This is a genomic window from Kribbella sp. NPDC003505, from assembly GCF_040610875.1.
Lineage (GTDB): Bacteria > Actinomycetota > Actinomycetes > Propionibacteriales > Kribbellaceae > Kribbella.
Map to the genome: position 1 here is coordinate 334,257 of NZ_JBEXNA010000003.1, position 22,690 is coordinate 356,946.

The 22,690-nt window shown below is 71.3% G+C and carries 20 protein-coding genes; 8 read left to right on the forward strand and 12 right to left on the reverse strand.

The genetic code is table 11. The features are described 5' to 3' along the window. Together ABZX12_RS10675 and ABZX12_RS10680 are read left to right on the forward strand one after the other, a co-directional pair. Positions 1-2,358: a glycoside hydrolase family 3 N-terminal domain-containing protein gene (locus ABZX12_RS10675; protein ID WP_355691882.1), complete on the forward strand. Its 2,358-nt coding sequence runs from the start codon at positions 1-3 to the stop codon at positions 2,356-2,358. 4 nt (positions 2,359-2,362) lie between these two features. Next, positions 2,363-3,409, forward strand: a complete 1,047-nt coding sequence (locus ABZX12_RS10680) for a LacI family DNA-binding transcriptional regulator (RefSeq protein ID WP_355691884.1) — start codon at positions 2,363-2,365, stop codon at positions 3,407-3,409. Here ABZX12_RS10680 and ABZX12_RS10685 read toward each other — a convergent pair whose 3' ends face one another. The 3 genes from ABZX12_RS10685 to ABZX12_RS10695 are packed head-to-tail and all read right to left on the reverse strand — an operon-like array spanning position 3,410 to position 6,043. Beyond that, positions 3,410-4,066 (reverse strand): hypothetical protein, encoded by a 657-nt coding sequence (locus tag ABZX12_RS10685; RefSeq protein WP_355691886.1) that lies wholly within the window; start codon positions 4,064-4,066, stop codon positions 3,410-3,412. Further along, complete coding sequence (locus tag ABZX12_RS10690; protein WP_355691888.1) at positions 4,063-4,878, reverse strand: ABC transporter ATP-binding protein; 816 nt, start codon at positions 4,876-4,878, stop codon at positions 4,063-4,065. The genes ABZX12_RS10685 and ABZX12_RS10690 overlap by 4 nt, the downstream gene beginning before the upstream one ends. Continuing rightward, positions 4,817-6,043 carry a hypothetical protein gene (locus tag ABZX12_RS10695; RefSeq protein ID WP_355691890.1) on the reverse strand — a complete coding sequence of 409 codons (1,227 nt, stop codon included), beginning with the start codon at positions 6,041-6,043 and terminating at the stop codon, positions 4,817-4,819. The genes ABZX12_RS10690 and ABZX12_RS10695 overlap by 62 nt, the downstream gene beginning before the upstream one ends. Before the next feature lie 59 nt (positions 6,044-6,102). Between ABZX12_RS10695 and ABZX12_RS10700 the strand changes: the two genes are divergently transcribed. Continuing rightward, a complete protein-coding gene (locus tag ABZX12_RS10700; protein ID WP_355691892.1) occupies positions 6,103-7,074 on the forward strand; it encodes a helix-turn-helix domain-containing protein in 972 nt (323 codons plus the stop codon). Positions 7,075-7,093: 19 nt separating this feature from the next. Here ABZX12_RS10700 and ABZX12_RS10705 read toward each other — a convergent pair whose 3' ends face one another. Next, the gene (locus tag ABZX12_RS10705; RefSeq protein ID WP_355691893.1) at positions 7,094-9,508 is read right to left on the reverse strand and encodes a glycoside hydrolase family 3 C-terminal domain-containing protein; all 2,415 of its coding nucleotides are present in this window, start codon (positions 9,506-9,508) and stop codon (positions 7,094-7,096) included. A gap of 46 nt (positions 9,509-9,554) precedes the next feature. Here ABZX12_RS10705 and ABZX12_RS10710 point away from each other — a divergent pair, with 46 nt between their 5' ends. From ABZX12_RS10710 to ABZX12_RS10725, 4 genes are all read left to right on the forward strand, one after another. After that, positions 9,555-10,139, forward strand: coding sequence for a TetR/AcrR family transcriptional regulator (locus ABZX12_RS10710; RefSeq protein ID WP_355691895.1), 585 nt, complete (start codon positions 9,555-9,557; stop codon positions 10,137-10,139). Between the two features lie 3 nt (positions 10,140-10,142). Further along, positions 10,143-11,018, forward strand: a complete 876-nt coding sequence (locus tag ABZX12_RS10715) for a type II CAAX endopeptidase family protein (RefSeq protein WP_355691897.1) — start codon at positions 10,143-10,145, stop codon at positions 11,016-11,018. A 71-nt stretch (positions 11,019-11,089) separates the two neighbouring features. Further along, positions 11,090-11,428, forward strand: coding sequence for a hypothetical protein (locus tag ABZX12_RS10720; protein ID WP_355691899.1), 339 nt, complete (start codon positions 11,090-11,092; stop codon positions 11,426-11,428). 44 nt (positions 11,429-11,472) lie between these two features. Beyond that, on the forward strand, positions 11,473-11,994 hold the full coding sequence (locus tag ABZX12_RS10725; protein WP_355691901.1) for a GNAT family N-acetyltransferase: 522 nt from the start codon (positions 11,473-11,475) through the stop codon (positions 11,992-11,994). Positions 11,995-12,099: 105 nt separating this feature from the next. Here the strand turns inward: ABZX12_RS10725 and ABZX12_RS10730 are convergent, their stop codons facing one another. The 6 genes from ABZX12_RS10730 to ABZX12_RS10755 form a co-directional block, all read right to left on the reverse strand. After that, on the reverse strand, positions 12,100-12,831 hold the full coding sequence (locus tag ABZX12_RS10730; protein WP_355691903.1) for an amidohydrolase family protein: 732 nt from the start codon (positions 12,829-12,831) through the stop codon (positions 12,100-12,102). Next, complete coding sequence (locus ABZX12_RS10735) at positions 12,825-13,553, reverse strand: hypothetical protein (protein ID WP_355691905.1); 729 nt, start codon at positions 13,551-13,553, stop codon at positions 12,825-12,827. Before ABZX12_RS10735 ends, ABZX12_RS10730 begins: the two co-directional genes overlap by 7 nt. Before the next feature lie 115 nt (positions 13,554-13,668). After that, complete coding sequence (locus tag ABZX12_RS10740; RefSeq protein WP_355691907.1) at positions 13,669-14,901, reverse strand: DegT/DnrJ/EryC1/StrS family aminotransferase; 1,233 nt, start codon at positions 14,899-14,901, stop codon at positions 13,669-13,671. Positions 14,902-14,917: 16 nt separating this feature from the next. Further along, complete coding sequence (locus ABZX12_RS10745) at positions 14,918-16,864, reverse strand: hypothetical protein (protein ID WP_355691909.1); 1,947 nt, start codon at positions 16,862-16,864, stop codon at positions 14,918-14,920. Continuing rightward, on the reverse strand, positions 16,861-18,747 hold the full coding sequence (locus ABZX12_RS10750; protein ID WP_355691911.1) for a PQQ-binding-like beta-propeller repeat protein: 1,887 nt from the start codon (positions 18,745-18,747) through the stop codon (positions 16,861-16,863). Before ABZX12_RS10750 ends, ABZX12_RS10745 begins: the two co-directional genes overlap by 4 nt. A 145-nt stretch (positions 18,748-18,892) precedes the next feature. Next, positions 18,893-20,107 (reverse strand): helix-turn-helix domain-containing protein, encoded by a 1,215-nt coding sequence (locus tag ABZX12_RS10755; RefSeq protein ID WP_355691913.1) that lies wholly within the window; start codon positions 20,105-20,107, stop codon positions 18,893-18,895. A gap of 85 nt (positions 20,108-20,192) precedes the next feature. Here ABZX12_RS10755 and ABZX12_RS10760 point away from each other — a divergent pair, with 85 nt between their 5' ends. Continuing rightward, complete coding sequence (locus ABZX12_RS10760; RefSeq protein ID WP_355691915.1) at positions 20,193-20,807, forward strand: maleylpyruvate isomerase family mycothiol-dependent enzyme; 615 nt, start codon at positions 20,193-20,195, stop codon at positions 20,805-20,807. A gap of 6 nt (positions 20,808-20,813) precedes the next feature. Here ABZX12_RS10760 and ABZX12_RS10765 read toward each other — a convergent pair whose 3' ends face one another. Together ABZX12_RS10765 and ABZX12_RS10770 are read right to left on the reverse strand one after the other, a co-directional pair. After that, positions 20,814-21,587, reverse strand: a complete 774-nt coding sequence (locus ABZX12_RS10765) for a hypothetical protein (protein WP_355691916.1) — start codon at positions 21,585-21,587, stop codon at positions 20,814-20,816. Positions 21,588-21,604: 17 nt separating this feature from the next. Next, positions 21,605-22,612 (reverse strand): glycoside hydrolase family 43 protein, encoded by a 1,008-nt coding sequence (locus ABZX12_RS10770; protein WP_355691918.1) that lies wholly within the window; start codon positions 22,610-22,612, stop codon positions 21,605-21,607. Between the last annotated feature and the right edge of the window lie 78 nt (positions 22,613-22,690).

Here is a 22,690-nt window from a genome sequence, read left to right on the forward strand (position 1 = left end):
TTGTCCATCGACACTGAGCGGCCCTGGCGCGACCCGGCGCGGCCGGCCGCGGAGCGGGCGGACCTGCTGCTGGCGGCGATGACTCTGGAGGAGAAGATCGCGCAGCTCGGCAGTCGCTGGGCCGGCAACGACATGGCCGACACCGAGCTGCCCGAGGACGAGACGATCAACGTCGCGCCGATGGAGGACGTGTTCTCGGTCGGCGGCTCGCTGTCGCTGGAAGACGCCAGTCGCGAGGGCCTCGGCCATCTGACCCGCGTCTGGGGCAGTTACCCGCAGACGGTCGAGCAGGGCGTCGCCGAGGTGATCCGGCAGCACGAGGTGGTGCTGAAGGGCTCACGGCTCGGCGTGCCCGCGATCGTCCACGAGGAGTGCCTCACCGGGTTCACGACGTACGGCGCGACGGTCTACCCGGCGTCGATCGCCTGGGGCGCCACGTTCGACCCGGCGCTGGTCGAGCGGATGGCGGCGGCGATCGGGCGGGACATGGCCGCGGTCGGCGTGCACCAGGGACTGTCGCCGGTGCTGGACGTCGTGCGCGACTACCGGTGGGGGCGCGTCGAGGAGACGATGGGCGAGGATCCTTACCTGGTGGCGATGCTGGGTTCGGCGTACGTGCGGGGCCTGCAGAGCGGCGGTGTCGTCGCGACGCTGAAGCACTTCGCCGGCTACTCCGCCTCGCGGGCCGGGCGGAACCACGGGCCGGTGTCGATGGGACGCCGGGAGCTGCTGGACATCATCCTGCCGACGTTCGAGACCGCGATCGCGACGGCCGGCGCCGGGTCGGTGATGAGCTCGTACTCCGACCTCGACGGCCTGCCCGCGAGCGCGGACCCGTGGCTGTTCACCGACGTCCTGCGCAACGACTGGGGTTTCGAGGGGACGGTCGTCTCGGACTACTGGGCGGTGCCGTTCCTCGCGTCGATGCACCGGGTGGCCGCGGACAACGACGCCGCCGGCGCGCTGGCGCTGACGGCCGGCACAGATGTCGAACTCCCGGACACGATCGGGTACGCCGGCCTGCTGGAGAAGGTGAAGGTCGGCGAGGTCTCCGAGGACCTGGTCGACCGCGCGGCGCGCCGCGTGCTGCTGCAGAAGGTGCAACTCGGCCTCCTGGACGAGGACTGGACCCCGGAGCGCTCGGTCCGGGCCGAGGGCGTCGACCTGGACTCGGACGCGAACCGGGCCGTCGCCGCCGAGCTGGCCGAGAAATCGGTCGTTCTGCTCGAAGCGGGTTCGGTGCTTCCGATCGCCGCCCCTACCAAGGTCGCGGTCGTGGGACCGTGCGCCGACGACGCGCGCACGCTGATGGGCTGCTACGCGTTCCCGAACCACGTGCTGCCGCGATACCCCGAGCGGGGCCTCGGGATCACCATCACCACGCCGTTGGATGCCCTGCGCAACGAGCTGCCGACTGTGTCGTACGCCAAGGGCTGTGACGTGACCGGCGCGGATCGTTCCGGGTTCGCGGAAGCTGTCGCGCTGGCCGAGGACAGTGAGCTGACGGTGGCGTTCGTCGGCGATCTGTCGGGTCTGTTCGGGCACGGGACCTCCGGGGAGGGATGCGACGCCGAGGACCTTCGGCTGCCCGGGGTCCAAGGTGAGCTGCTCGACGCGTTGCTGGAGACCGGCAAGCCGGTCGTGCTCGTGGTGGTGTCCGGGCGGCCGTATGCGCTCGGCGAGTACGCCGATCGCGCGGCGGCGCTGGTGCAGGCGTTCATCCCGGGGCAGGAAGGCGGCGCGGCGATCGCGGGTGTGCTGAGCGGGCGGATCGTGCCGAGCGGGAAGCTGCCGGTGCAGATCCCGCGGCACGTCGGCGGGCAGCCCGGCACGTACCTGCAGCCGGCGCTCGGGAGCGTCGAGAGCGCCGGCATCAGCGGGCTCGAGACGAGGCCGCTCTATCCGTTCGGGTACGGCGCGTCGTACACGGACTTCACGGTCGCCGATCTCCGGTTGAGCGTGCCGGAGATCGGCAGCGACGGCGAGTTCACCGCCACGGTACGGGTGACGAACACGGGCGACCGGGCCGGCGACGAGGTCGTGCAGCTGTACCTGCGCGACGTCGTCGCCCGGGTCGCCCGGCCGTTGAAGCTGCTCACCGGGTTCGCCCGGGTGTCGCTCGCGCCCGGACAGGCGGCCGATGTCACGTTCGGCGTGCACGCCGACCGCACGGCGTACACGGATCCCGGCCTGCGGCGGATCGTCGAGCCGGGTGACGTCGAAGTGATGGTGGGCACGTCGTCGCTCGACCTGCCGTGTCGTGCGATGCTGCGGATCACCGGGGATGTGAGGGTAGTCGGGCACGACCGGGTGCTGACCACCCCGGTGACGATCAGCGAGGACCCTGGAGGAGGGTGATGAGATGTCGCGGTTGAAGGGGCGCGTCACCCTGGCCACCGTGGCCGGGTCGGCCGGGGTCTCGGTCGCCACGGTCTCCAAGGTGCTGAACGGGCGCAGCGACGTGTCGTCGGCGACCCGCGCACGGGTCCAGGAGGTCCTCGAGAAGCACGGGTACGTCGGGCGCCGCCCCGAGCCGGTCGAGCACGACACCGTCGAGCTCTTCTACCAGGGCGTGCTGAACAGCTACTCGGTCGAGGTGATCCAGGGCGTCCTCGACGCGGCCGCAGCGGCCGGGGTCGAGGTCGTGCTCAGCTCCCGGCCGCCGCATCCGAGCCGGCATTCCGCGGGCCGCGCGGCGCCCTGGGTGCGGGACCTGATCGCGTCCGGCCGCCGGGCCGCGGTCGGGATCACCAGCGAGCTGTCCGACGCCGACCTGGCCGCGCTGTCCCGGGCGCGGCTGCCGTTGGTGATCATCGACCCGGCCGACGTACCCCAGCCCGACATCACGAGCGTCGGCTCGACGAACTTCGCCGGCGGGATGTCCGCGGCGCAGTACCTGCTCGATCTCGGGCACCGGCGGATCGCGTACATCGGCGGCCCGCCGACATCGGCCTGCAACCAGGCGCGGATCAGCGGGTTCCGCAGCGCGATGGACGCCGCCGGCGCCGAGGTGCCGAAGGAGTACATCTGGTTGAGCAACTTCCTGTACGACGACGGCCTGGCCGGCGCGTCGACGATGCTCGAGCTGCCGAACCCGCCGACGGCGATCTTCGCCGGCTGCGACGAGATCGCGGTCGGGGTGATGGAGGCGGCGCGGGCGCGGGGACTGCGGATCCCGGACGACCTGAGCGTGGTCGGGTTCGACGACACCCAGGTCGCGCGGCACGCCTCGCCGCAGTTGACCACCGTGAAACAGCCGCTGCGCGAGATCGGCGCGGTCGCGGTCCGCACCGCGCTGCAGCTGGCGGCGGGGGAGCCGGTCGCGTCGCACCATGTCGAGCTCGCGACAACGCTGATCATCCGCGGCTCGGCGGTTCCGTACGGGCTGTCGTCGGTCGCGGCGTCCTGATCATTCCTTCCGGTCGGCGAGCACCTTCGTCGCGAGCACGGCGGCCGCCAGCAGGATTGCCGAGACGACGGCGAGCAGCGTCAGCGGTACGGCGTTGGCGCCGGCGGGCTTCTCGTCGGACAGCACGGTCATGATCGGGCGGATCGGCGAGATCCAGCGGACCAGCAGGACGGCGAGGATCGCGGCTGCCGCGGTCAGCATCGCGACGCCGATCCGCGCGACGACGAGACGCGAGCAGAGCAGGCCGATCGCGATCCCGGTCATCGCCGCACCGAGCTGCGCCGCGGCGCCGACGGCGAGGTCCGCGGCGGTGACGGTGTGCTTGCCGGTGACGATCGGGTAGACGAGACCGATCACCAGCAGCGGGACGCACCAGGTGACGACGACGGCGACCGTGGTGGTCAGGACGCGCAGCGAGCTTCCGACCGTCACGACGGTGATCTTGCGCTGCGTCGGATCCTCGTGGTTCACAACGCTGACGGCGAGCCACGTGGTGCAGACGAGCATGGCGAGCACGCAGAACGCGTACGACGACTGCAGCGGCCCGTTGTCGGACGTCGTACCGACGGCCATCGCGGCGAGGAAGATCAGCGTCGGCGGCAGGTACCGCTGGGAGAGCAGCACGCTGGTCAGCAGGTAGCGGTAGAGCGCGCTCACTCGGGTTTCACCTGCCGTACGGTGACGACCGACCAGCCGTGGTTCAGCGCGGTGAGCAGGGCCGCGTCGTGACGGCCGGTCGGCAGCAGCAGGACGACGCCGGCATCGGTACGCCGTACGTCGAGCACGTCCGGGTGGTGATCCCAGTCGAGGCCGGCGCCGGGGATCAGGTGGAGTTCGGTGAGATCGGCCGGCCGGTGCACGGTGGTCAACCGGCCGCGATCGAGCTCGCAGACCCGGGTCGCGGTCGAACGGACGACGTCGGCGGAGTGCTCGGTGAACGCGACCGCGGCGCCCTGCTCGGCGGCCTCGGTGAGGAGCTCGCGCAGCGTGGAGTGGGCGGTGGCGTCGAGTCCGGCCCAAGGCTCGTCGAGGACGAGCAGCTGCGGCGGATCGAGCAGCGCCTGCGCCAGTGCGACCTTCTGCGCGTTGCCTTTCGACAGCTTCCGCATCGGGGTGTCCGCACCGCCCGCGAGCGCGAGCCGGTCGAGCAGTTCGAGCGACCGGTCGCGCGCCGCTCTCGTGCTGAGTCCGCGGATCCGGCCCATGTGCCGCAGGTACGCCGACGCCGACAGGCGATCGTGGGAAGCGAACACGTCGGGCACGTAGCCGACGACGCGGGCGTTGCGCTGCACCGTCCCGGCGGACGGCTGCGACAGGCCGACCATCAGCCGCAGTACCGTCGACTTGCCCGAGCCGTTCGCACCGACCAGGGCCAGCAGTTCACCGGCGTCGAGGCCCAGGTCGACGTCAGCGAGGATCTCCCGACGCCCGTACCGTTTCGAGACCTTCCGCAGCCCGACCACTTCCATGCGGCGAGCCTATCCGGGCCAGCGGTCTACTCAGGACGACGGAGACCAGCAGGGACGCGACCGCGAAGGCTGTCATCACCGGCGCAGCTGCCGTGAGATCGGCGAGCGCGCCGGCCAGGATCGCCGTCACGCCGAACGTCGTCATCCGGAGCGCGGACTCCAGCCCGAGGACCTGACCACGCAGCTCGGGCGGCGTGAGGTCGACGAGGATCTCCTGCTGTGCAAGCGATGCGGAGTACCCGCTGCTGCCGACCGCGACCAGGACGCAGAGCACCGCGAGCGGGAGATCGAACGCGAAGCCGATGAACGGTACGGCGAGCAGGAAGCGCAGCCAGTGCGCCACGCTGCGACGCCGCCGCGAGCTGAGACAGCGGCCGACGACGAGGTCACCGGTCATCATGCCGGCGGCTCCGGCAGCCAGCAGCCAACCCGCGCGCGAACCGGCGTACGGGACGAACAGGGCTTCGCAGCCGACGATGAGGCCGTTCGGGAGCGTGAGTGCGAGCAGCAGCGGACGAGTACGGCGCTGGGCGAGCAGCGTACGGTTGCCGCGCCACGTCTCGGCGAGGCCGGTGCGCGCGACCCGGCGCGGCGCGCGGTCGTGCAGACCGAAGCGGATGACCGGTACGGCGAGCGCCGCGCATCCGGTCGCGATCCAGAGCACCGTCGACGGGCCGACCGCCTGCAGGAGAACGCCCGCGACGCCGAAGCCCGCGATCTGCATCGCACCGACCGACAGGTTCATCGCCGACCGGCCGAGCACGAACTCGTCCGGCGACACCACCTCGCCGAGCAGACCCCAGCGAACGCCGGCGCCGATCGAGAGCCCGTAGGCGACCGCGAGCGACAGGACGAGCCGGAGGCCGGCGGACAGATCGGCCGCGGCCTGGACGGCGACCGCGACGGTCGAGAGCACCGCGAGCAGCGTCAGCACCTGGCGGGGCCGTGCGGTGTCCGCGGCGGACATCAGCGTGGAGACACCGAGGACCTGGGCGAGCGACGGCCCGAACATGACTGCCGCCGCGAGCAGCGCGGAGCCGCTCGCGGCGTCGACCAGGATCGCCAGCGTCAGGCTGGTCATGGTCGAGGACGCGTTGCCCAGCGCGCTGCTGATCCACAGGTTCCGGAACTCGGGGTTGGCGAAGATCGCCCGGTAGGTGCCCATGCCCGGCAGCATCGACCGGCGGCCCCGCGTCACCTACAGTTTCGGGTGGAGGCGAAACGTTGTCCGAGTTCCTGGTCGATGCCGACACGCTGGTGAACGCGCGGTTCGGCACGTCGCAGCTCACCGAGACGGTGTCCGCGCTGAAGCTGCTGCGGGCGCCGGTCGAGCCGTGGTTCCGGCCGTGGAAACAGACGCACAGCGCCGCGTTCCAGGCTGCGGTGGCCGCCGATCCGGTGTGGGCGGCGCTCGTGGACAGCGCGTTCGGGCGGAGCTGGGTCGCGGATTTCCTGACCGTTCCGCCGCTCGAGCCCGATCTCACGCTCGAGGAAGAGCTCGAGTACCTGACATCGCTCGACGACGACCGCATCCGCGCCGATCTCAGCGTCGTACGGACGCCGGTGCCGGACCTGCTGAGCGAGGCGTCCGGGCTTGCCGCGGCGGCCGCGGAGTTGCTGCGCTGGGTGTGGAAGGAGACGGTCGAGCCCGACTGGCCGCGGCGGTTGCGGGTGCTGCAGGCCGACGTCGTGTCGCGGACGTCGCGTCTCAGCGAGCAGGGGTGGTCCGGTGTGCTGCGCGGACTCGGCCCCGACGTGCGGTGGCTGGGCGACGGGCGGATTCAGGTCAACCGCTGGGATTACCCGGTGACCGACGTACGCGGGCGGGACCTGATGTTCATCGCCGCGCACACCCAGAAGGTCAACGTGAGCTGGCGGCTGCCGGACCGGTTCGCGCTGACGTATCCGGTGACGGGGATCTTCGCGGCCACGACGACTCCCGACGAACCGCTGGTCCAGCTCCTCGGCCGCAACCGCGCCCGCCTTCTCGTCGAGGCGGCCGAACCGGTGAGCACCACCGTGCTGGTGGCGACCACCGGGCTGTCGCTCGCCACCGTGTCCGATCACCTGCGTGTCCTGACCGATGCCGGGCTGCTGGAACGCCGCCGCTCGGGCCGATCGGTCCTGTACTGGCAGTCCGACACCGGCCGCCGGGTCGTCCGGCGACCGGCGTCGAACCGCCCCGAGCCCCGATGAAGCTCGTGCAGCCGGGCAGCTAACGGATCTCGAGCTCCGTGGAGAGCGGGAGGTCCGAAACCGACGAGCCGGCTCGGATCGTGAAGGCACCGGGCTCGGTCGTCCAGCCCGACCCCTGGTCGGTGACAGCCCAGTGCTCGAAGGTGTGCTCGTGGAGGAGCACCGTGATCTCGCGGGCCTGACCCGCCTCGAGGCGGACGACGGCGAACCCGGCCAGCCAGCGCACCGGCCGGTCGACGGCGCTTTCCGGACGCTCGACGTACACCTGGACCACGTGCTTGCCGGCGCGGTCGCCGGTGTTGCGCACGGTCAGCGCCACGGACGACGGGTCGTTCGCCCGCAGCTCGGAGAGCTCCCAGGTGGTGTAGCCGAGCCCGTGCCCGAACTCGTACGCCGGCTCGGCCCCGGCCTTCAGCCACGCGCGGTACCCGATGTGGACGCCCTCGTCGTACCGGACGACACCGTCCTTCGGAGTCACGTCGATGACCGGGACGTCCTCCTGCGTCCGCGGCCAGGTGGTCGGAAGGCGACCTCCCGGCTCGACGCGGCCGAGCAGAACGTCGGCGAGCGCGTCGCCGTACTGCTGACCACCGAAGTACGTCGCCAGCACCGCGGCGACGTCGTCGCGCCAGGGGAGCAGGACGGGCGAGCCCGCGTTCACGACCACGACCGTGCGCGGGTTCGCCGCCGCCACCGCGCGGACGAGGTCGTCCTGGTGACCGGGGAGGGCGAGCGAGGTCCGGTCGTACCCCTCGGACTCGACCTTCGAGTTGGTGCCGACGACAACGAGTGCGACGTCCGCCGCGCGCGCCGCCGCGACCGCCTCGTCGATCAGGGCCTGCGGGTCGTCGTCGGCCGGCTCGACGCCGACCGTGATGCTGAGCGCGTTGCCCAGACCGCCCTCGGCCGTGTGCAGGTCGAGCTCGACGCGCACGTCGACCGGCGTCCCGGCAGTCACGTCGAGCGGTGTCGAGATCGACGGCGGCGACAGGATCGCGGCGCCGAGGTCGTTGCCGACCGGCACCGCGGTGTCCTCGCGGAGAAGCTTGCCATCAGCAAAGATCCGGCCGTGGCCGACCGACGCGAAGCCGAGCCGGACGGCGCCGGACTCCGCCGGGGTCCAGGTGGTGCGGAACTCGAACGTCGTGGTTTCGACGACCGGTGCGTCGCCGCCGAGGTAGACGAGTGCGCTGGAGAACCGGTCCTCCGCGAACAACTCGGCACCGTCTCCGCCGAGGAACCGCACACGGGCGCCCTGCTGACCCGATTCCGGGTTGGTCATGGTCGCCGGCGGCAGCTCGGCGACGCCTTCCTGGACGATCGCGCCGATCGAATAGGTGATCTCGGCGTCGGGGAGAGCAGCGCGGAGGCCGTCGAGCGGGGAGACGACCTGCTCCGGGATCACGGTCGCGCTACCGCCGCCCTGAGTCCGGGCGTCCCGGGCGTTGTGGCCGATGACCGCGAGCTTGCGGACGTCGCTCCAGGGCAGCGCGCCTTCGTTGCGGAGCAGGACGGTGCCTTCCGCGGCCGCCGTACGGGCGAAGGCCACGCCGTCGATCTGCGGCGGATCGGCCGGCTTCTCGAAGCCTTCGAGGGCGCCGACGCGGGCCGCGAGCGCGAGGATCCGGCGGACCTTGCGGTCGATCGCGACCTGTTCGACCTCGCCGGACCGGACGGCGTCGACGAGTGCGTCGCCCCAGGCGCCGACCGGCCCCGGCATCGCGAGGTCCTGCGAGTGCTTGGCGCTCTCCACGCTCCGGACCGCCGTCCAGTCGCTGACGACGACACCGTCGAATCCCCAGTCGGTGTTGAGCGGGGTCTCGAGCAGTTCGTTCTCCGACGCGGTGGCGCCGTTGATCGAGTTGTAGGCGCTCATCACCAGCCACGCCTTCGACTGTGTGACCGCCTTCTCGAAGGCCAGCAGGTACACCTCGCGCAGCGTGCGCTCGTCGACCACGACGTTGGCGGTGAAGCGGTCGGTCTCGAAGTCGTTGGCCACGTAGTGCTTCGGGGTGGCGCCGACGCCGAGCTCCTGCACGCCGGCGACATACGCCGCGGCGAGGTCCGCGGTCAGCACCGGGTCCTCGCTGAAGGCCTCGAAATGCCGGCCGCCGAGCGGGGAACGGTGCAGGTTGATCGTCGGGCCGAGCACGACGTCGACGTGCTTCCGCCGGGCCTCGAGCGCCGACACCACGCCGTACCGATGCGCGATGCCGAGGTCCCAGGAGGACGAGAGCGCGGTGGCGGACGGGAGGTTCAGCGAGGGGTCGCGCTCGTCCCAGACCGCACCGCGGACGCCGCTCGGGCCGTCGGACAGCACCATCGAGCGCAGCCCGATCGCGGGCAGCGCGTGCGTGGACCAGAAGTCCTGGCCGGTCAGGATCCGGACCTTCTCCTCCAGGGAGAGGCGGCCGAGCAGGTCGTCGACGTTCATGGCGCCGATGCTACGTGCGAAAACCAAGTGATGCTAGGTTTTGGCCATGGCGACTTCCCGGGGTCCGTATGCGAAGGGTGTGGCCAAGCGCGCCGAGATCCTGCGGGCGGCGCTGGAGGTGATCGCGCGGCACGGCTACCGGAAGACGTCGACGCGCGAACTGGCCGCCGAGGCCGGGCTCAGCGAGGCCGGGATGCTGCACTACTTCGGCTCGAAGGAGCAGCTCTTCGAGGCGGTGCTCCGGGCCCGGGACGAGGCGGACCTGAGCCGGTTCGGGACCGCCGATCCGATCGACAACCTGACCGCGATCGTCCGGCACAACCGGTCGGTGCCGGGGCTCGTGCAGCTGTACTCGACGTTCTCCGCCGAGGCCGGCGACCCCGACCACAGCTCGCACGAGTACTTCGTCGAGCGGTACGCCGGGATTCGCGAGGCCCTCGCCGACGCGGTCCGGGCCCGCCAGTCGGCCGGCACGTTCAACCCGTCCGCCGATCCGGACGCGATCGCAACGCTGCTGATCGCCCTGTCCGACGGCCTCCAGATCCAGACCCAGTACGAGCTGTCCACCGACCCCGGCGACCTCTTCGACCACCTGCTCAGCCTGCTGGCTGGACCCGCGCGCGATAGTTGACCCATGACGAGTGCCGCCGACGACCAGGACCCTCCGGCGGAGCTCGCCAGTCCACCAGCCGCAGCTTCGGCGGCGTCCGGGGCGTCCGCCGCGACTCCGGGACCCGCAGCACCTGTCGAGCCGGCCGCCATCACCCGGTCGGTGCTGACGAAGGAGATCTGGCTCGTGCTGGCGCTGTCCCTCGGCGCCTCCGGGGTGGCGGCGATCATCTCGTTCGCCGGTGTGCTGACGTCGGAGAAGCCGATCAGCGGGCAGACGGCGGTCATCGTCGGCTCGCGGGCTCCCGGGCGGCCGTGGCTGGATCTCGCGTGGCAGGTGTTCGCGGTGGTGACCGCCCTGGTGCCGGTGGCGCTGGTCGGGCATTTCCTGGCGCGGGGCCGGGAGTCGTTCCGGACGATCGGGTTCGACCTACGTGACCGGCTGCGCGACCTCGGCCGGGGGACGACGATCGCGGCCGCCGTCGGTGGAGCGGGGCTGTTGTTCTACATCGGTGCACACGCGACCGGCGCGAACCTGACCGTCGACCCGTCGCAGCTGCCGGACTACTGGTGGCGGATCCCGATCCTGGTCGCGGTCTCCGCGCAGAACGCCGTCCTCGAGGAAGTCATCGTGCTCGGCTATCTGAACCACCGCCTGGACCAGCTCGGCTGGTCGGTGCGCCGGGCGACCGCGACCAGCGCACTGGTGCGCGGCTCGTACCACCTCTACCAGGGGCTCGGCGGGTTCGCGGGGAACGTGATCATGGGCGTGATCTTCACCTACCTGTACCGGCGCTGGGGCCGCGTGATGCCGCTCGTGGTCGCGCACACCCTGATCGACACCGCCGCGCTCATCGGCGCCACGTATCTGCTCGGCAAAGTCTCCTGGCTGCCCAGCTGACGGCTGTTGAGTATTAGTCAACTGTCAAGCCCGGACGTAACCGATCAGGGCCCCGACGGGTTGTTGGTGTCGTGACAGTCAACGGGGAAATCACCAGTCCGCCCGAAATCGACGCCGGCCTGGCAGCCGCGGCCCTCGCCGTGTTCGCGCACCGGCACGAGGTCGTCCACCTGCTGTACGCCGCCACCGACGAGCCGGACGCGCTCGCCCGGATCGGCGCGCTGCTGAAGGTCGACGAGGCCGCCATCGCCCGCGTTCTCGACCAGCCGCTGCGCTGGATGCTCCCGCAGTTCCGCGACGAGCTGGAGACGATCGCGGCGGCGCCGGGCTCGATGACCACCGGCACACCGCCGGCGGTCGCGCGGAGCGCGCCCGCGGATCTCGAGTCGGCGGCCGCGACGACCAGCTGACGCGGTCCCCGCAGGACGCACCGCTCCATCAGTAGGTTGGAGCGGTGCAGACGTATGGGCGGGACATCCTGGAGACCGCGGACGAGCTCACCACGGCGTACGTCGAGGTGTTCACCGCGCCACCGTTCGGGCACCGCGATCCGGGGGAGACCGGGGCCGCATTCGGCAAGCGGCTCGAGTCCGACGCGGAGCGGGACGGGTTCCGGGCGTGGGTCGAGCGGTCCGCGGACGGGCGGATCGCCGGGTTCGTCACCGGCTGGACGACGCCGGCGCCGTTCCGCACCGACCGGTCGTACGGCAGTGTCCTGGACCGGCTCGGCGCCGAGCAGGTGGACGAGCTGCTGATCGGCGCCTTCGAGGTGGACGAGCTAGGAGTGCTCCAGCACGCCCGCGGCACGGGCCTGGCCCGCCGTCTGCTCGAGTCGGTCACCCGCGAGCGGGACCGCGCCTGGCTGCTGGCCTGGAGCCAGAACCACGACGCCCTGGCCTTCTACCGCCACGTCGGCTGGCGGGCCCCCGAGCCCCGCGGCCCCGAAACCGACATCGTCGTCTTCGTAGCCCCCTGAGGCGCATCTGGACAGTACGTATACGCCCACTGGCGGGCCTGGCCGGCTGAAGCCCGGCGTGCCGGTCCGGGTAGTAGGCGTATACGTACTGTCCAGATGCAGCTGTCAGAGGGCGAACAGCTCGGTTGCGTTGCGGTGCGTGATGGCCTCGTGTTCTTCGGGAGTGAGGTCAGCGGCTTCCAACGCGCCGAGCGCGACGGACGGGTCGATCAGGGTCGCGTCGGTGCCGAACATCATCCGGCCGGGGCCGATCCGGTCCAGGATCCAGCGGATCCGGTTCGCCTCGGGCGCCGACCAGCAGGGCTCGAACCAGATCCGGTCCGAGCGGTCCGCGGCCTCGGGCACCCGGGGCCAGCCGTTCGCGCCCATGTGGCCGGCGAGCAGCCGCGCCCCCGGCACCCGGACGGCGACGTCGGCGAGATCGACGACGGTGTCGCCCCAGGTGTGCACCAGCGTCGGCAGCCCGTACTCCGTGGTCAGCTCGATCGCCGCCTGCATCGCGGGGGAGCTGATCGGCGTCCGGCTGTACTCGCTGTGGATCTTCGCGCCGACCCACCGGGTCCGCCCGTCGCCGGCGAGCAGCTCGTCGAGATCGGTCCGGGCCTCGTCCAGGCGGCGCGGGTCGACGACGACCATCCCGCGCAGCCGCGGGTCGGCCGGCAGTTGCGCGGCGAGCGAGCGGTTGCCGAGCGGGGCGTCGTACACGATCGCCTCGATCGCGGAGACCAGCTGGAGGTCGATGCCGAACCGGTCGAGTCCGTCGATGTTGGTGTCGATACTCGCCACGTCCATCGAGAAGAACCACGGTCCCCAGTGCGCGTGGACGTCGATCAGCATGCGGGCTCCAGCAGGGTCGTGAGGCTGCGGCTTCCGGCCTGGGCGATCTCGTCGGCGCCGAGTTTGGACGACAGCAGCCGGCGGATCACCGAGCGGGTCTCGTGGAACGGCGTCCGGCAGCCGAGCACGAGCCGCTCGGCGCCGACCTCCGCGGCCACGATCTCCAGCGAGTCCGGCCCGGTCAGCATCCGGGTCGAGGTGTGGAACCCGGGCTCGGCGCGGGCCAGCAGCACGAAGTCGCCGAGGTAGTAGAAGTGCGTGTCGAGGAACACGACGCGGGCGCCGAGCCCGCGCAGCGCCGGCCCGACCTTGCGGACGTCGCCCTCGACGAAGATGGTCAGCCCGGCGTTCACCAGCAGCTGCACGACGTGACCGAAGGCCGGGTACGTCGGTTCGACGCTCTGGGCGGTCGGCGCCAGCCGGATCGCCCGCGGCGGCGCCTCGCTCGCCAGCTGCCGCTCGAGCTCCTTCTCCGCGCCGAGCGGGTCCCGCAGGTCGAGCACCGGACACGTCGTCCACCCGTTGCCGTCAGCAACCTGCCGGGCCTCGTCGTTCCCGGACGGTACATCGAAGTGCACCGCGCGCAGCGCGGCCACCACGCCACCGGAGATCCCGCTGTCGGTGAACACCTTCGCGACGTTCTCGGGCCGCCCCCAGCGGCCCGTCGTCACGTCGTGCCCGACCAGGACGTCGCAGTCGAGCAGCAGGGGGGTGTCGGTCATGGGGCCTCCCGGCCTGGACTGAGGAGCGGAGGGAGCGAAGCGACCGGAGCGACGAGGGAAGGCCGGGAGTCACAGCCCCATGACCCGCCGCGCCGGAGGCGTGGCATTGGTGGAGTCATGATTCCTTTCGGGCCAGGGCGTGGTGGACCTTGCGGATCGCCGCCACGATGTCGTCGACGTCGGACTCGGTGTAGTTCTCGTTCCAGCCGAGGACGAGCAGCCGGCGCTCGATCAGCTCCTCGGCGTTCGGGCACAGGCCGGCCGGGTACGAGACGTCCTGCAGCGGGAACCCGGACCGACCGTACGTGATCCGCTCGCGGACGGCCGGCGCGGCGTACAGCGGGCTGGTCAGGTAGCCGCCGTTCGCGGGCACACCCTCGGCGGTCAGCGCCGCGGCCCATTCGCGCAGGTCACCCGCCGCCGCGGAGATGATCAGCGGATACTGCCAGTACACGTGGTCCTGCCCGTCGGTCGGAGGCGTGACGCCGGCGAGGTCCGCGATCCCGGCCGTCGCCCGGAGCGCCGCCGTACGACGGTCCTGGACGACGCCGCGCAGCCGGTTCAGCTGGGCACGGGTGACCGAGGCGACCAGCTCCGTCATCCGGTAGTTGAGGGCGAGGAACAGGTAGGTCCGCTCGTCGGTGTCGCGCGGCCAGCCCTTGTCGGCGAACAGCCGCATCCGGCGGGCCCGCTGCGCGTCGTCGGTCACCGCCAGCCCGCCGTCACCGGCGCTGATGTGCTTGGTCTGCTGCAGGCTGAAGCATCCGATGTGCCCGATCCGCCCGACGTAGCTGTCGCCGACCGGGGCGAGGTACGCCTGCGCGCAGTCCTCGATCAGCAGGATCCCGTGCCGGTCGCAGAGCTCGCGCAGCTCCCGGACCGCGGCCGGCTTGCCGAACAGGTGGACGACGATCACGGCCTTGGTCCGCGGCGTGATCGCGGCCTCCACGGTCTGCGGCGTCAGGTTCCCGGTGATCGGGTCGACGTCCGCGAACACCGGGACGGCGTTCTGCATCATGATCGGGAACACCGTGCCCATGTCGCTGATCGGCGTGGTGATGATCTCGTCGCCGGGCTCCGGGTTCACCGCGGCCACCGCGAGGTGCAGGGCCGCCGTCCCCGAGCTGCACGCGACCGCGTGCCCGGCGCCGAGCAGGGACGCGAACTCGAGCTCGAGCGCGGGCACCTCGGTGCCCCAGGTGGCCGAGAGCATGCCGCTGCGCAGCACCCGTTCGACCGCCTTGACCTCGTCGTCGCCGAAGCGCCGGCCGCTGGCGTTCATCACCGACGGCAGCGGCTCGGTGCGCACCGGCGTCCCGCCGTCGCGGGCGAGCTGGCTGTTCTCCATCACTCAAATCCTTTGCTTATGGCAACGGCAGTTGGACGAGATCGCGGTCGGACAGACCCCAGACGCTGTGCCGGGCGCCGCGTACCGGGGTCAGCTGCGGCACGGTGTACCACCCGTCGCCGAGCTTGTTCACGAGCAGCTTCGCCGTACTGAGCCCCGGACCCAGCTGGTACAGGTTCCCGCCGAAGTTCGTCTCACAGTAGACGCCGGTCCGGTCGGTGTGGATCTGACCGTAGCCGGAGAGCTTGTTCGCGCCGCGCACGACAGCGCGCGTTCGCAGGTCGTAGCTGAACCACGCGCCGCTGGTCCGCTTCAGCACGCCGTACAGGACGCCGTCGTGGACGGCGACACTCTGCAGGGAGCGCTCCCCGGCGAGTGGCTCGACGGTCCACAGCAGCTCCCGGCGGCACAGGTCGAAGGCCGCGATCGCCGCCGAGGTGCGAGTCGGGGTGATGCCACCGCCGCCGACGACGTCCCCGCCGAGGTAGGCGATGCCGTCCACGACCGCGACCGTCATCACGCTCTGGTCAGGGAGGACGCCGTAGTGCACGTCCAGCTCGCCCGTCCGGATGTCCAGCAGCGTGAGGGCGCCGGTGAGCTTGCCGGTGCCCGGCGCCGAGGCGATCGCGAGCAGTTTCGACTTCGCGTCGTACGCCGCCTGCCAGGGACGGATCTGCTCGTGCCCGATCGGCCCGAAGCTGTGCACCTCCTTGGTGCGCGGGTTGATCCGGACCACCTCGGTGCTCGGGTACAGGGCGGAGTACAGCTCGCCCTGCACCCAGGTCAGCGTCTTGGCCTCGCCGGCGACCCGGATCCGGCGGGTCGCGCCGGTGTCGATCGCGTGCTCGGTGACCACCCAGTGCCCGCCGACGTACAGGTGCGGGTCGCCGGTGATGATCGACTGCGGCTTGTCGGGTGCGGGCGTGAATCCGGCGTCGACGAGGTCGAGCAGCTCGAACTCACCCGTTCCGACGTCGAGCCACCACAGCACGCCGGACCCGGTCGAGCCGAGCAGCGTGGCCGGATCGAGCATCACGAGACGCCGGTGCTCGTCCGCCGGCGCCGGTGTCGCGACCGCGGTGAGGCTGGTGTCGTGCGGCCCGCACGACCACACGGTCCCGGAGGTCCGGGTGGTCAGGTACGCCGTACCGTCCGTGGCGACGGTGATCGCGTCGACGCTCGACTCGCCCGCGGGCAGCGGCACGCTCCGTACGTCGGTGCCGTCGAGCGCCATGGTCAGCAGGGCCTTGCCGGTGCCCACGTAGAGCCGGTCGCCGGCGCCGGTGACCGGGCCGAAGGTCTGGCCGCGGAACGCCTCGGGTGTGAGATCCCGGAAGACGCCGGTACCGCGGTCGTACCCGACGAGCTGCGCCGGCGTGTAGATCCCGGCGTACACGTAGTTGCCCGCGGCTCCGACGTACCGGCCGTACTGCGCGCCGGCCACCGGGGCGCCGAGCCGGGTGGGCACGTTCGTCGCGGGATCGATCTGCCAGACCGCGCCGTTCGGGTAGCTGACCGCGAAGACCTGCCCGTCCGGCGCCGTCGTCATGTCCCACACGAAGCCGCCCGGACCGGCCAGGGCGCCGACGTGGACGACGGACCCGTCGGCCGGGTCGAAACAGTAGACGTCGGCGGTCGGGTACAGACCGGCGTACACCTTGCCTGCGGCAACGGTGATGCCCCAGCCGCCCTCGCCGGTCGGCAGCTCGACCGTCCTGGTGACGCGCCGGGTGGTCAGGTCGATCTCGGTCAGCCGCGGCGGCACGATGCCGCGGCTGATGACGTAGGCGTGCCCGTCGTGCACCGCCATCGCGACGACGGCGGCCGTGACGACCGCGGGACCGGAGGTGGGCAGCGTGGATCCGTCGATGGGACTGTCCTCCGCGTGGGCGGTGGTAGGGAGAGCGGTGAGCGCGCCGGTGGCCAGCGCGCCGGCGAGCGCGGTACGTCGGGAGATGATCATCGGAGTCCGCCGATCCGGACGAGGTCACGGCCCTTGATCGTGTACAGGGCGTCACCCGTCGACGAGGTGGTGACGAGCGGGTAGCTGTAGATCTGCGCGGCCAGCCCGTCGACCACGGTGCTCACCGTCGGAGCGCCCGTCGGGTTCGGCGTGACCTTGAAGACGCGCTTGTTGTCGGTGCCGTACAGGCCGGAGCGGGCGATCGTCAGCCGGCTCTGGCCGGCGCCGAGCGTGGCGCTGCCGACGAGCTTGCCGGTGGCTGGATCGATGACGGCGAGGCGGCCGTCGTCGGTGGTCGCGTAGAGGCGGCCGCGATAGAGCACAAGGTCGCTGTACGTCTGGGCATCGGGCAGCGCGGCGCTCTCCCACAGCATCCGGTTGTGGCGCGGGTCGAAGGCCACGACGGTGGCCTCGGGGAGGATCGGGTCGGTGCCGAGGCTGTTGCGGGTCGCGCCGCCGAGGTACGCGATTCCGTCCGCGGTCGTGACCGAGCGCACCGACTGGTGCGGTACGACGCCGCGGTGCACCTCGCGTGCGCCGCTTTCCAGATGCTGCTCGACGAGCGTGCCGTCGTACTTGCCGTAGTCGGGTTCGGTGGAGATCAGCCAGGTCCGCGAGCGGTCGTCGTAGGCGGCATCCGTCGGGCGGGTCTGCTCGTTGCCGATCTGGCCGAGCTCGTGCAGGCCGGAGCCGTCGGGGTTCATCTGCCAGAGCCGGGCCAGTGTGTAGACGCCCAGGTACACGCTGTTCCCGACCGGGGTCATGGTCTTCGCTTCGCCGGGCAGGAAGGTGCGGCTGCTGCCGCCGGTGGCGAGGTCGTGCACCTGGACACCGGCCTTGCCGCTGACCAGGACGGAGGTCGGCGTGGCGGCGATCGCCATCGCCTGCTCGGGCGCGGGCGGCAGACCGGCCTGACCGAGATCGGTTCCGGTGAAGCTCCCGCTCGCCTCGTCGAAGTCGACGACCTGGCTGGTCAGCTCGGCGCGTATGGTGCTGCTCGCGCCGTCGACGAAGATCCGGTTGAAGTACGCCCCGTCGTACGGCGAACCGAGGCGCGTCAGCGCGCCGTCGCGGTACCGGTAGAGGGTGCCCGAGGGGCGGGTGCCGAGGTAGATGTCCGGCCCGTCGATCGTGATCGCGGTGATGTACTGGTCGCCGCCCGGGGTCTGGACCTCGACGGGGTTGCTCAGGTCGGCGGTGTCGTAGACCAGCATCGTGCCGGTGGGGGACAGGCTCGCGGCGAGCTTCGTCCCGTCGAGCGCCAGCGTGGCGACGAACGTCCGGTCCGCGTAGGCGGCCGGCAGGACGTCGCGCCTGGCGCCGGTCGCGCGATCGATGGCGATCAGGTGCGCCTTGGTGCCGACGCCGGCGTAGATCGTGGTCGCGTCGGCGGCGATGCTGCGGACGTACTGCTCACCGGCTACGGCGGCGCCGTACGTCCTGGTGGAGCCGGTCGCCGGGTCGTACTCGTGCACGCCGCCGTCGGGATAGGTGCCGGCGACGACCTTGCCGTCCGGCGTGGCGGCCAGCGACCAGATGAACGAGCCGAACTGCGCGACCTTCGTCGCGGTGCCGGTCGTGGTGTCGACCTTGTAGAGGTCGCCGGGGGTGTAGAGGCCGATGTACAGGTCGGTGCCGAGGTGGGTCATCGCCCAGGCCCCGGCGCCGGTCGGCAGCGAGAACTTGCGGTCGACGGTCCTGCCGACCGGGTCGAACGCGCCGACCTGGACGGGTGAGACGCCGGACGTGATGGTCCAGATCCGGTCGCCGACCTGCTCGGCGACGCTGGTCGAGGTCACGGCGGACGCCGGACCGAGGCTGGTGACGGTCGGGGTTTCGGGCCCGACCGGAATCATGGCGCCGGCTGGAGCGGAAACGCTCATCCATCCTGCGCAGCTGACCAGAAGAGCAATCAATCCCCGTGCGAATCGCTTGTCCACAAGGCCTCCCGGGACAGTACGCACCGAATTACGGTCATGGCTGAAATTAGCCGGACGTGCGTCAGTACGTCAACCGCCTGGGAAATAATCAGAGATGAACGCGATAAACCACGAGCGGCCGGCCGCTGCCGGTGCCGAGCTGGGTGCCGGTGGCGTCCGCCAGGCCGGCGCGCTCCAACCGGTTGAGAACGCGGCGCGCGGTCCGCGGCTGGATGCCGAGGTAGTCGGCCACCGAGCGCGTGGTGAGCCCCTCGTCCGGGGTGGAGTGGACGAGCTCCTGCAGCCGCTCGAGCGTGGCCTTCGAGAGTCCGGCGCGTTGCGCGAGCAGTTGCAGCTTCGAGCGCTGCTGGGCCCGCGGCGCCGCGCCGCCGACCAGCACGAGATCGATGTCGTTGCGCAGCGACACCACGGCCGCCGTCCGGCCGGCCGTCTTCGCCCGGCCCAGCGCGCGGCGGGCCAAGGCCTCGGTCTCGGTCCCGGACCCGCCGATGCCGAACCCGATCCGGACCGGCCCGAACTGCTCCTTCAGCCGGGTCAGCATGCCGAGCTCGGTAAACGCCGCGGTCGCCTGCTCGAGCGGTCCGCGGGTCGCCACCACGAGCCAGCGCTTGTCGTCGTACCGGATCACGCTGCCGCCGAGCGACCCGGCCTCGCGCCGGAGCGCGGCCTCGGCGTCCGGGGAGATCTCCACCAGGCCGAGCGCGATCTGCGCATCGTCACTGCGCAGAGCGTCGTGGACGAGAAGCAGCCGGTTGACCGCGGCGCGGACCGAGTGCACCGAGGGCGCCAGGCGGAGCGTGGTCTGCTCGGTCCGGAGCTTCTCGTACGCCGTCCGCAGACAGGTGATCGCGACGGTCGCGCCGGCCTCCTGGTGGAACGCCACGATCTCGTCGAGGCTCAGCCCGGGCCGGTACGGCAGCACCTGGACGCCGCGCATCGGGAGCCCGACCTCGTCGAAGGTCTCCCGGACCTCCGCCTCGTCGAGGACGTCGATGCTGAGCGAGGTCACGTCCTGCCCGTCGCGGAGCAGTTGCACCAGGGCGCGCATCAGGGTCGCGCCGGTGTACTCGACGTGGGCGGCCGGGCGGTCCAGGAGGTCCTGCGCGGCGGCGATCTGGTACGGGACGACACCGGTGAAGAGCCACGCGTCGACACTGCCCGGTGCGTCGGCCATCACCTTGGGCGTGTCGGTCTCCCGGCGGTACCGCAGCGGGACCACCTCGACGCCACGCAGTCCCTTGATGATCCTGCTGGTGGAGGTGACCAGGTCCGACGGTCCTACTACGCCGATCGTCGTCACCATGCGCGGGCCCCCTTCATGCGGGCCAGTCTCACCACAAGACCCCACCGCTGCAAGAACCCGCGCCGACGTGGGCTACGTTCGCCTGATGAAGCGCGTGCTGGAGTGGATCGACGAGGGTACGGCGCTGTGCCGGAGTGCACTGGGTGACCTTGATGCCCCGTCGCTGTTACCGGGCTGGTCGCGGCGGCACGTGGCCGCGCACCTGTCGCTGAACGCCGAAGCGCTCGGGAACCTGGTCGAGTGGGCGCGCACCGGCGAGGAGCGGCCGATGTACCCGTCCGCCGCGGTGCGCAACGCCGACATCGAGGCCGGTACGTCGCGGTCCGCCGACGAACTGCGGTCATGGTTCGACACGTCGTCCGCCGGACTGAACGCGTCGATGGCGACGCTGACGGACGTGCAGTGGCAGGCCGCGGTCCGGACCGCGCAAGGCGTTCCAGTCCCGGCGACGAAGATCCCGTGGATGCGGTCCCGCGAGGTGCTGATCCACGCGGTCGACCTCGGCACCGGGGTGACGTTCGCCGATCTTCCGCCGGACTTCCTCGAGGCGCTGTGCGAGGACATCCGCACGCAGCGCGGCGACGTACCCGAGGTCCGCGGGCCGCTGCCCGAGCTCGCGGCGTACCTGTCCGGTCGTCCTTACGCCGATGTCGTCACTCCGGACGGCACTCCCGCGGTGTCGCTCCCACCCTGGCTCTGAGCGGGGTCACGGCGCGGAAACCGTGAGTTTGAGCTGGACCGCTTGGTGACCGTCGCTCACCTGGCCGAGCTGCGTCATGCAGCAGTTGGTCAGCTGCGGTGAGTACAGGAAGCCGTCGATGCGGTCACCGCTGTCGGGTCCATTGGGCTCGAGCCCGGAGCGACGGCCGATCCCGTTCGGGTCGTCGTCGACGGTCTTGTTCCAGTCGGCGCCGAGGACCGTGAACATGTCGGTCCGCTGGACGAAGTCGACCACGCTGTCGGACATCCGGTCGTACGGGCTCCCGACGCCGGTCTGGCAGCGCGGCGGCGGCATGTGCAGGGAGGCGATCCGCACCCAGCGGCCGTTCGTGAGCTTGACCTTCAGCTTCGCGATCCAGCGCGTCATGATCCCGCCGTCCGGGCACGGGCTGGCGTCGACGCCCTTGACCAGATCCCAGTCGGTCAGGTCGGTGACGACCGAGCGCCGGAGCAGGACGGCGCTGCCGAGCCGGTCCTCGGAGTCGGCCTCGTTCGCGACCGTGCCGTGCCGGATGATCCACGTGGAGGTGTCGACGAAGTCGGCGAGGCGGAGGTTCTTCGCCTCCTGGAGGAACACGATGTCCGCGTTCGGGGCGATCAGGTTCCGCCACTTGGCGGGCGTCGTCTCCGGTGCGCCGAAGTCGACGTTCGCGGTGACGAAGCGCAGTTGGACGGCGGCGGCGGCCGAGGCCGGCGGGACGGACGAGGTCCCGGCGAGCGTGGCGAGCAGGGTGGCCAGGATCAGAGTTGTGCGGCGCATCAGGATTCCCGTTCGGGTCAGAGGAACATGCCGACGGAGGGTGTCGCGTCGGAGGCCCAGTTGAGGATCGCGGCGTACAGGGCGCGGCGGTGGGCGACGCCGTTGGTGATCTGGCTGTCGGTGCAGGGCGACGTGCCGGTGCCGCAGACCCAGCCGTGCAGGAAGACGCGCCAGCCGCCGTCGAGGGACGGCGTGACGTCTGCGCCGCCGGGGCCGCACAGACCGGTGCCGGAGGACGTCATCAGTGAGTGCTCGGTCGCGCCGGCGAAGTTCCAGCGATCCGTCGAGCGCAGCCAGACGGTCGCGTAGCTGCAGTTGTCGTAGCCGTAGCGGGACGCGAACAGGACGTACTGCGAGCCACGCTGGACCATCGTCGGGTTCTCGATGATGCCGTCGCGCTGCAGGAGTTCGCGGCTGTCGCTGCCCGCCCAGTGCAGGCCGGCGTCGGTGAGACGGACCATGCGCAACGAGGACGGGACCTGCTGCGTCTTGTACAGCAGGAAGCGCCGCCCTTCGGTGTCCTGGAACGGGGACGGGTCGATCACGCCGGCTGCCGCGATCGGCCGGCCGGGTACGGCGTCTTCGCCGCCGTGCCGCCCTCCCGGGCAGACGAGCGGGGTGTCGCCGATCGGCGTGTAGGGCCCGCCGATACTGCTCGACGTGGCGACCCCGATGCAGCGCTGGCCACCGAAGCTCTTCGCGACGGCCGAGTAGTACAGGACGTATCCCGCGGACGTCTGCCACGCGTCCGGCGCCCAGACGTCGGCGCTGGTGTCCATCCAAGCCGGCGGCGTCGACAGATCGAGCGCCGCACCGACGCTCTGCCACGGCCCACTCGCCGTGTCCCCCCGACTCACGCGCCCCTTGGGCCCGGTCGTGAAGGCGTAGAAGTCACCACCGGACCGCAGTACGCCGGGATCGGCAACAGAGTTGTCCGGCGCGTACACAGGACCAGGCGCGGCGGCCTGCGCAGGCAGCACGGCGACCAACGAACCGGCAAGAACGAGAAGAGCAGCCTTCCACATGCGAACGAACCTCCCAGGGGCGTGGGATCAGTCGCACCACATCGTGAAGCCAAATTCCAACCAGCTCAAGGCCCTGGC

Coding starts and splice junctions, on each gene's coding strand:
- ABZX12_RS10690 (WP_355691888.1), bottom strand. CDS start 4,878: ATGGAAGTGGTCGGGCTGCGGAAGGTCTCGAAACGGTACGGGCGTCGG.
- ABZX12_RS10765 (WP_355691916.1), bottom strand. CDS start 21,587: ATGCGCCGCACAACTCTGATCCTGGCCACCCTGCTCGCCACGCTCGCC.
- ABZX12_RS10680 (WP_355691884.1), top strand. CDS start 2,363: ATGTCGCGGTTGAAGGGGCGCGTCACCCTGGCCACCGTGGCCGGGTCG.
- ABZX12_RS10760 (WP_355691915.1), top strand. CDS start 20,193: ATGAAGCGCGTGCTGGAGTGGATCGACGAGGGTACGGCGCTGTGCCGG.
- ABZX12_RS10715 (WP_355691897.1), top strand. CDS start 10,143: ATGACGAGTGCCGCCGACGACCAGGACCCTCCGGCGGAGCTCGCCAGT.
- ABZX12_RS10735 (WP_355691905.1), bottom strand. CDS start 13,553: ATGACCGACACCCCCCTGCTGCTCGACTGCGACGTCCTGGTCGGGCAC.
- ABZX12_RS10755 (WP_355691913.1), bottom strand. CDS start 20,107: ATGGTGACGACGATCGGCGTAGTAGGACCGTCGGACCTGGTCACCTCC.
- ABZX12_RS10705 (WP_355691893.1), bottom strand. CDS start 9,508: ATGAACGTCGACGACCTGCTCGGCCGCCTCTCCCTGGAGGAGAAGGTC.
- ABZX12_RS10695 (WP_355691890.1), bottom strand. CDS start 6,043: ATGGGCACCTACCGGGCGATCTTCGCCAACCCCGAGTTCCGGAACCTG.
- ABZX12_RS10740 (WP_355691907.1), bottom strand. CDS start 14,901: ATGGAGAACAGCCAGCTCGCCCGCGACGGCGGGACGCCGGTGCGCACC.
- ABZX12_RS10730 (WP_355691903.1), bottom strand. CDS start 12,831: ATGCTGATCGACGTCCACGCGCACTGGGGACCGTGGTTCTTCTCGATG.
- ABZX12_RS10710 (WP_355691895.1), top strand. CDS start 9,555: ATGGCGACTTCCCGGGGTCCGTATGCGAAGGGTGTGGCCAAGCGCGCC.
- ABZX12_RS10750 (WP_355691911.1), bottom strand. CDS start 18,747: ATGAGCGTTTCCGCTCCAGCCGGCGCCATGATTCCGGTCGGGCCCGAA.
- ABZX12_RS10770 (WP_355691918.1), bottom strand. CDS start 22,612: ATGTGGAAGGCTGCTCTTCTCGTTCTTGCCGGTTCGTTGGTCGCCGTG.
- ABZX12_RS10745 (WP_355691909.1), bottom strand. CDS start 16,864: ATGATCATCTCCCGACGTACCGCGCTCGCCGGCGCGCTGGCCACCGGC.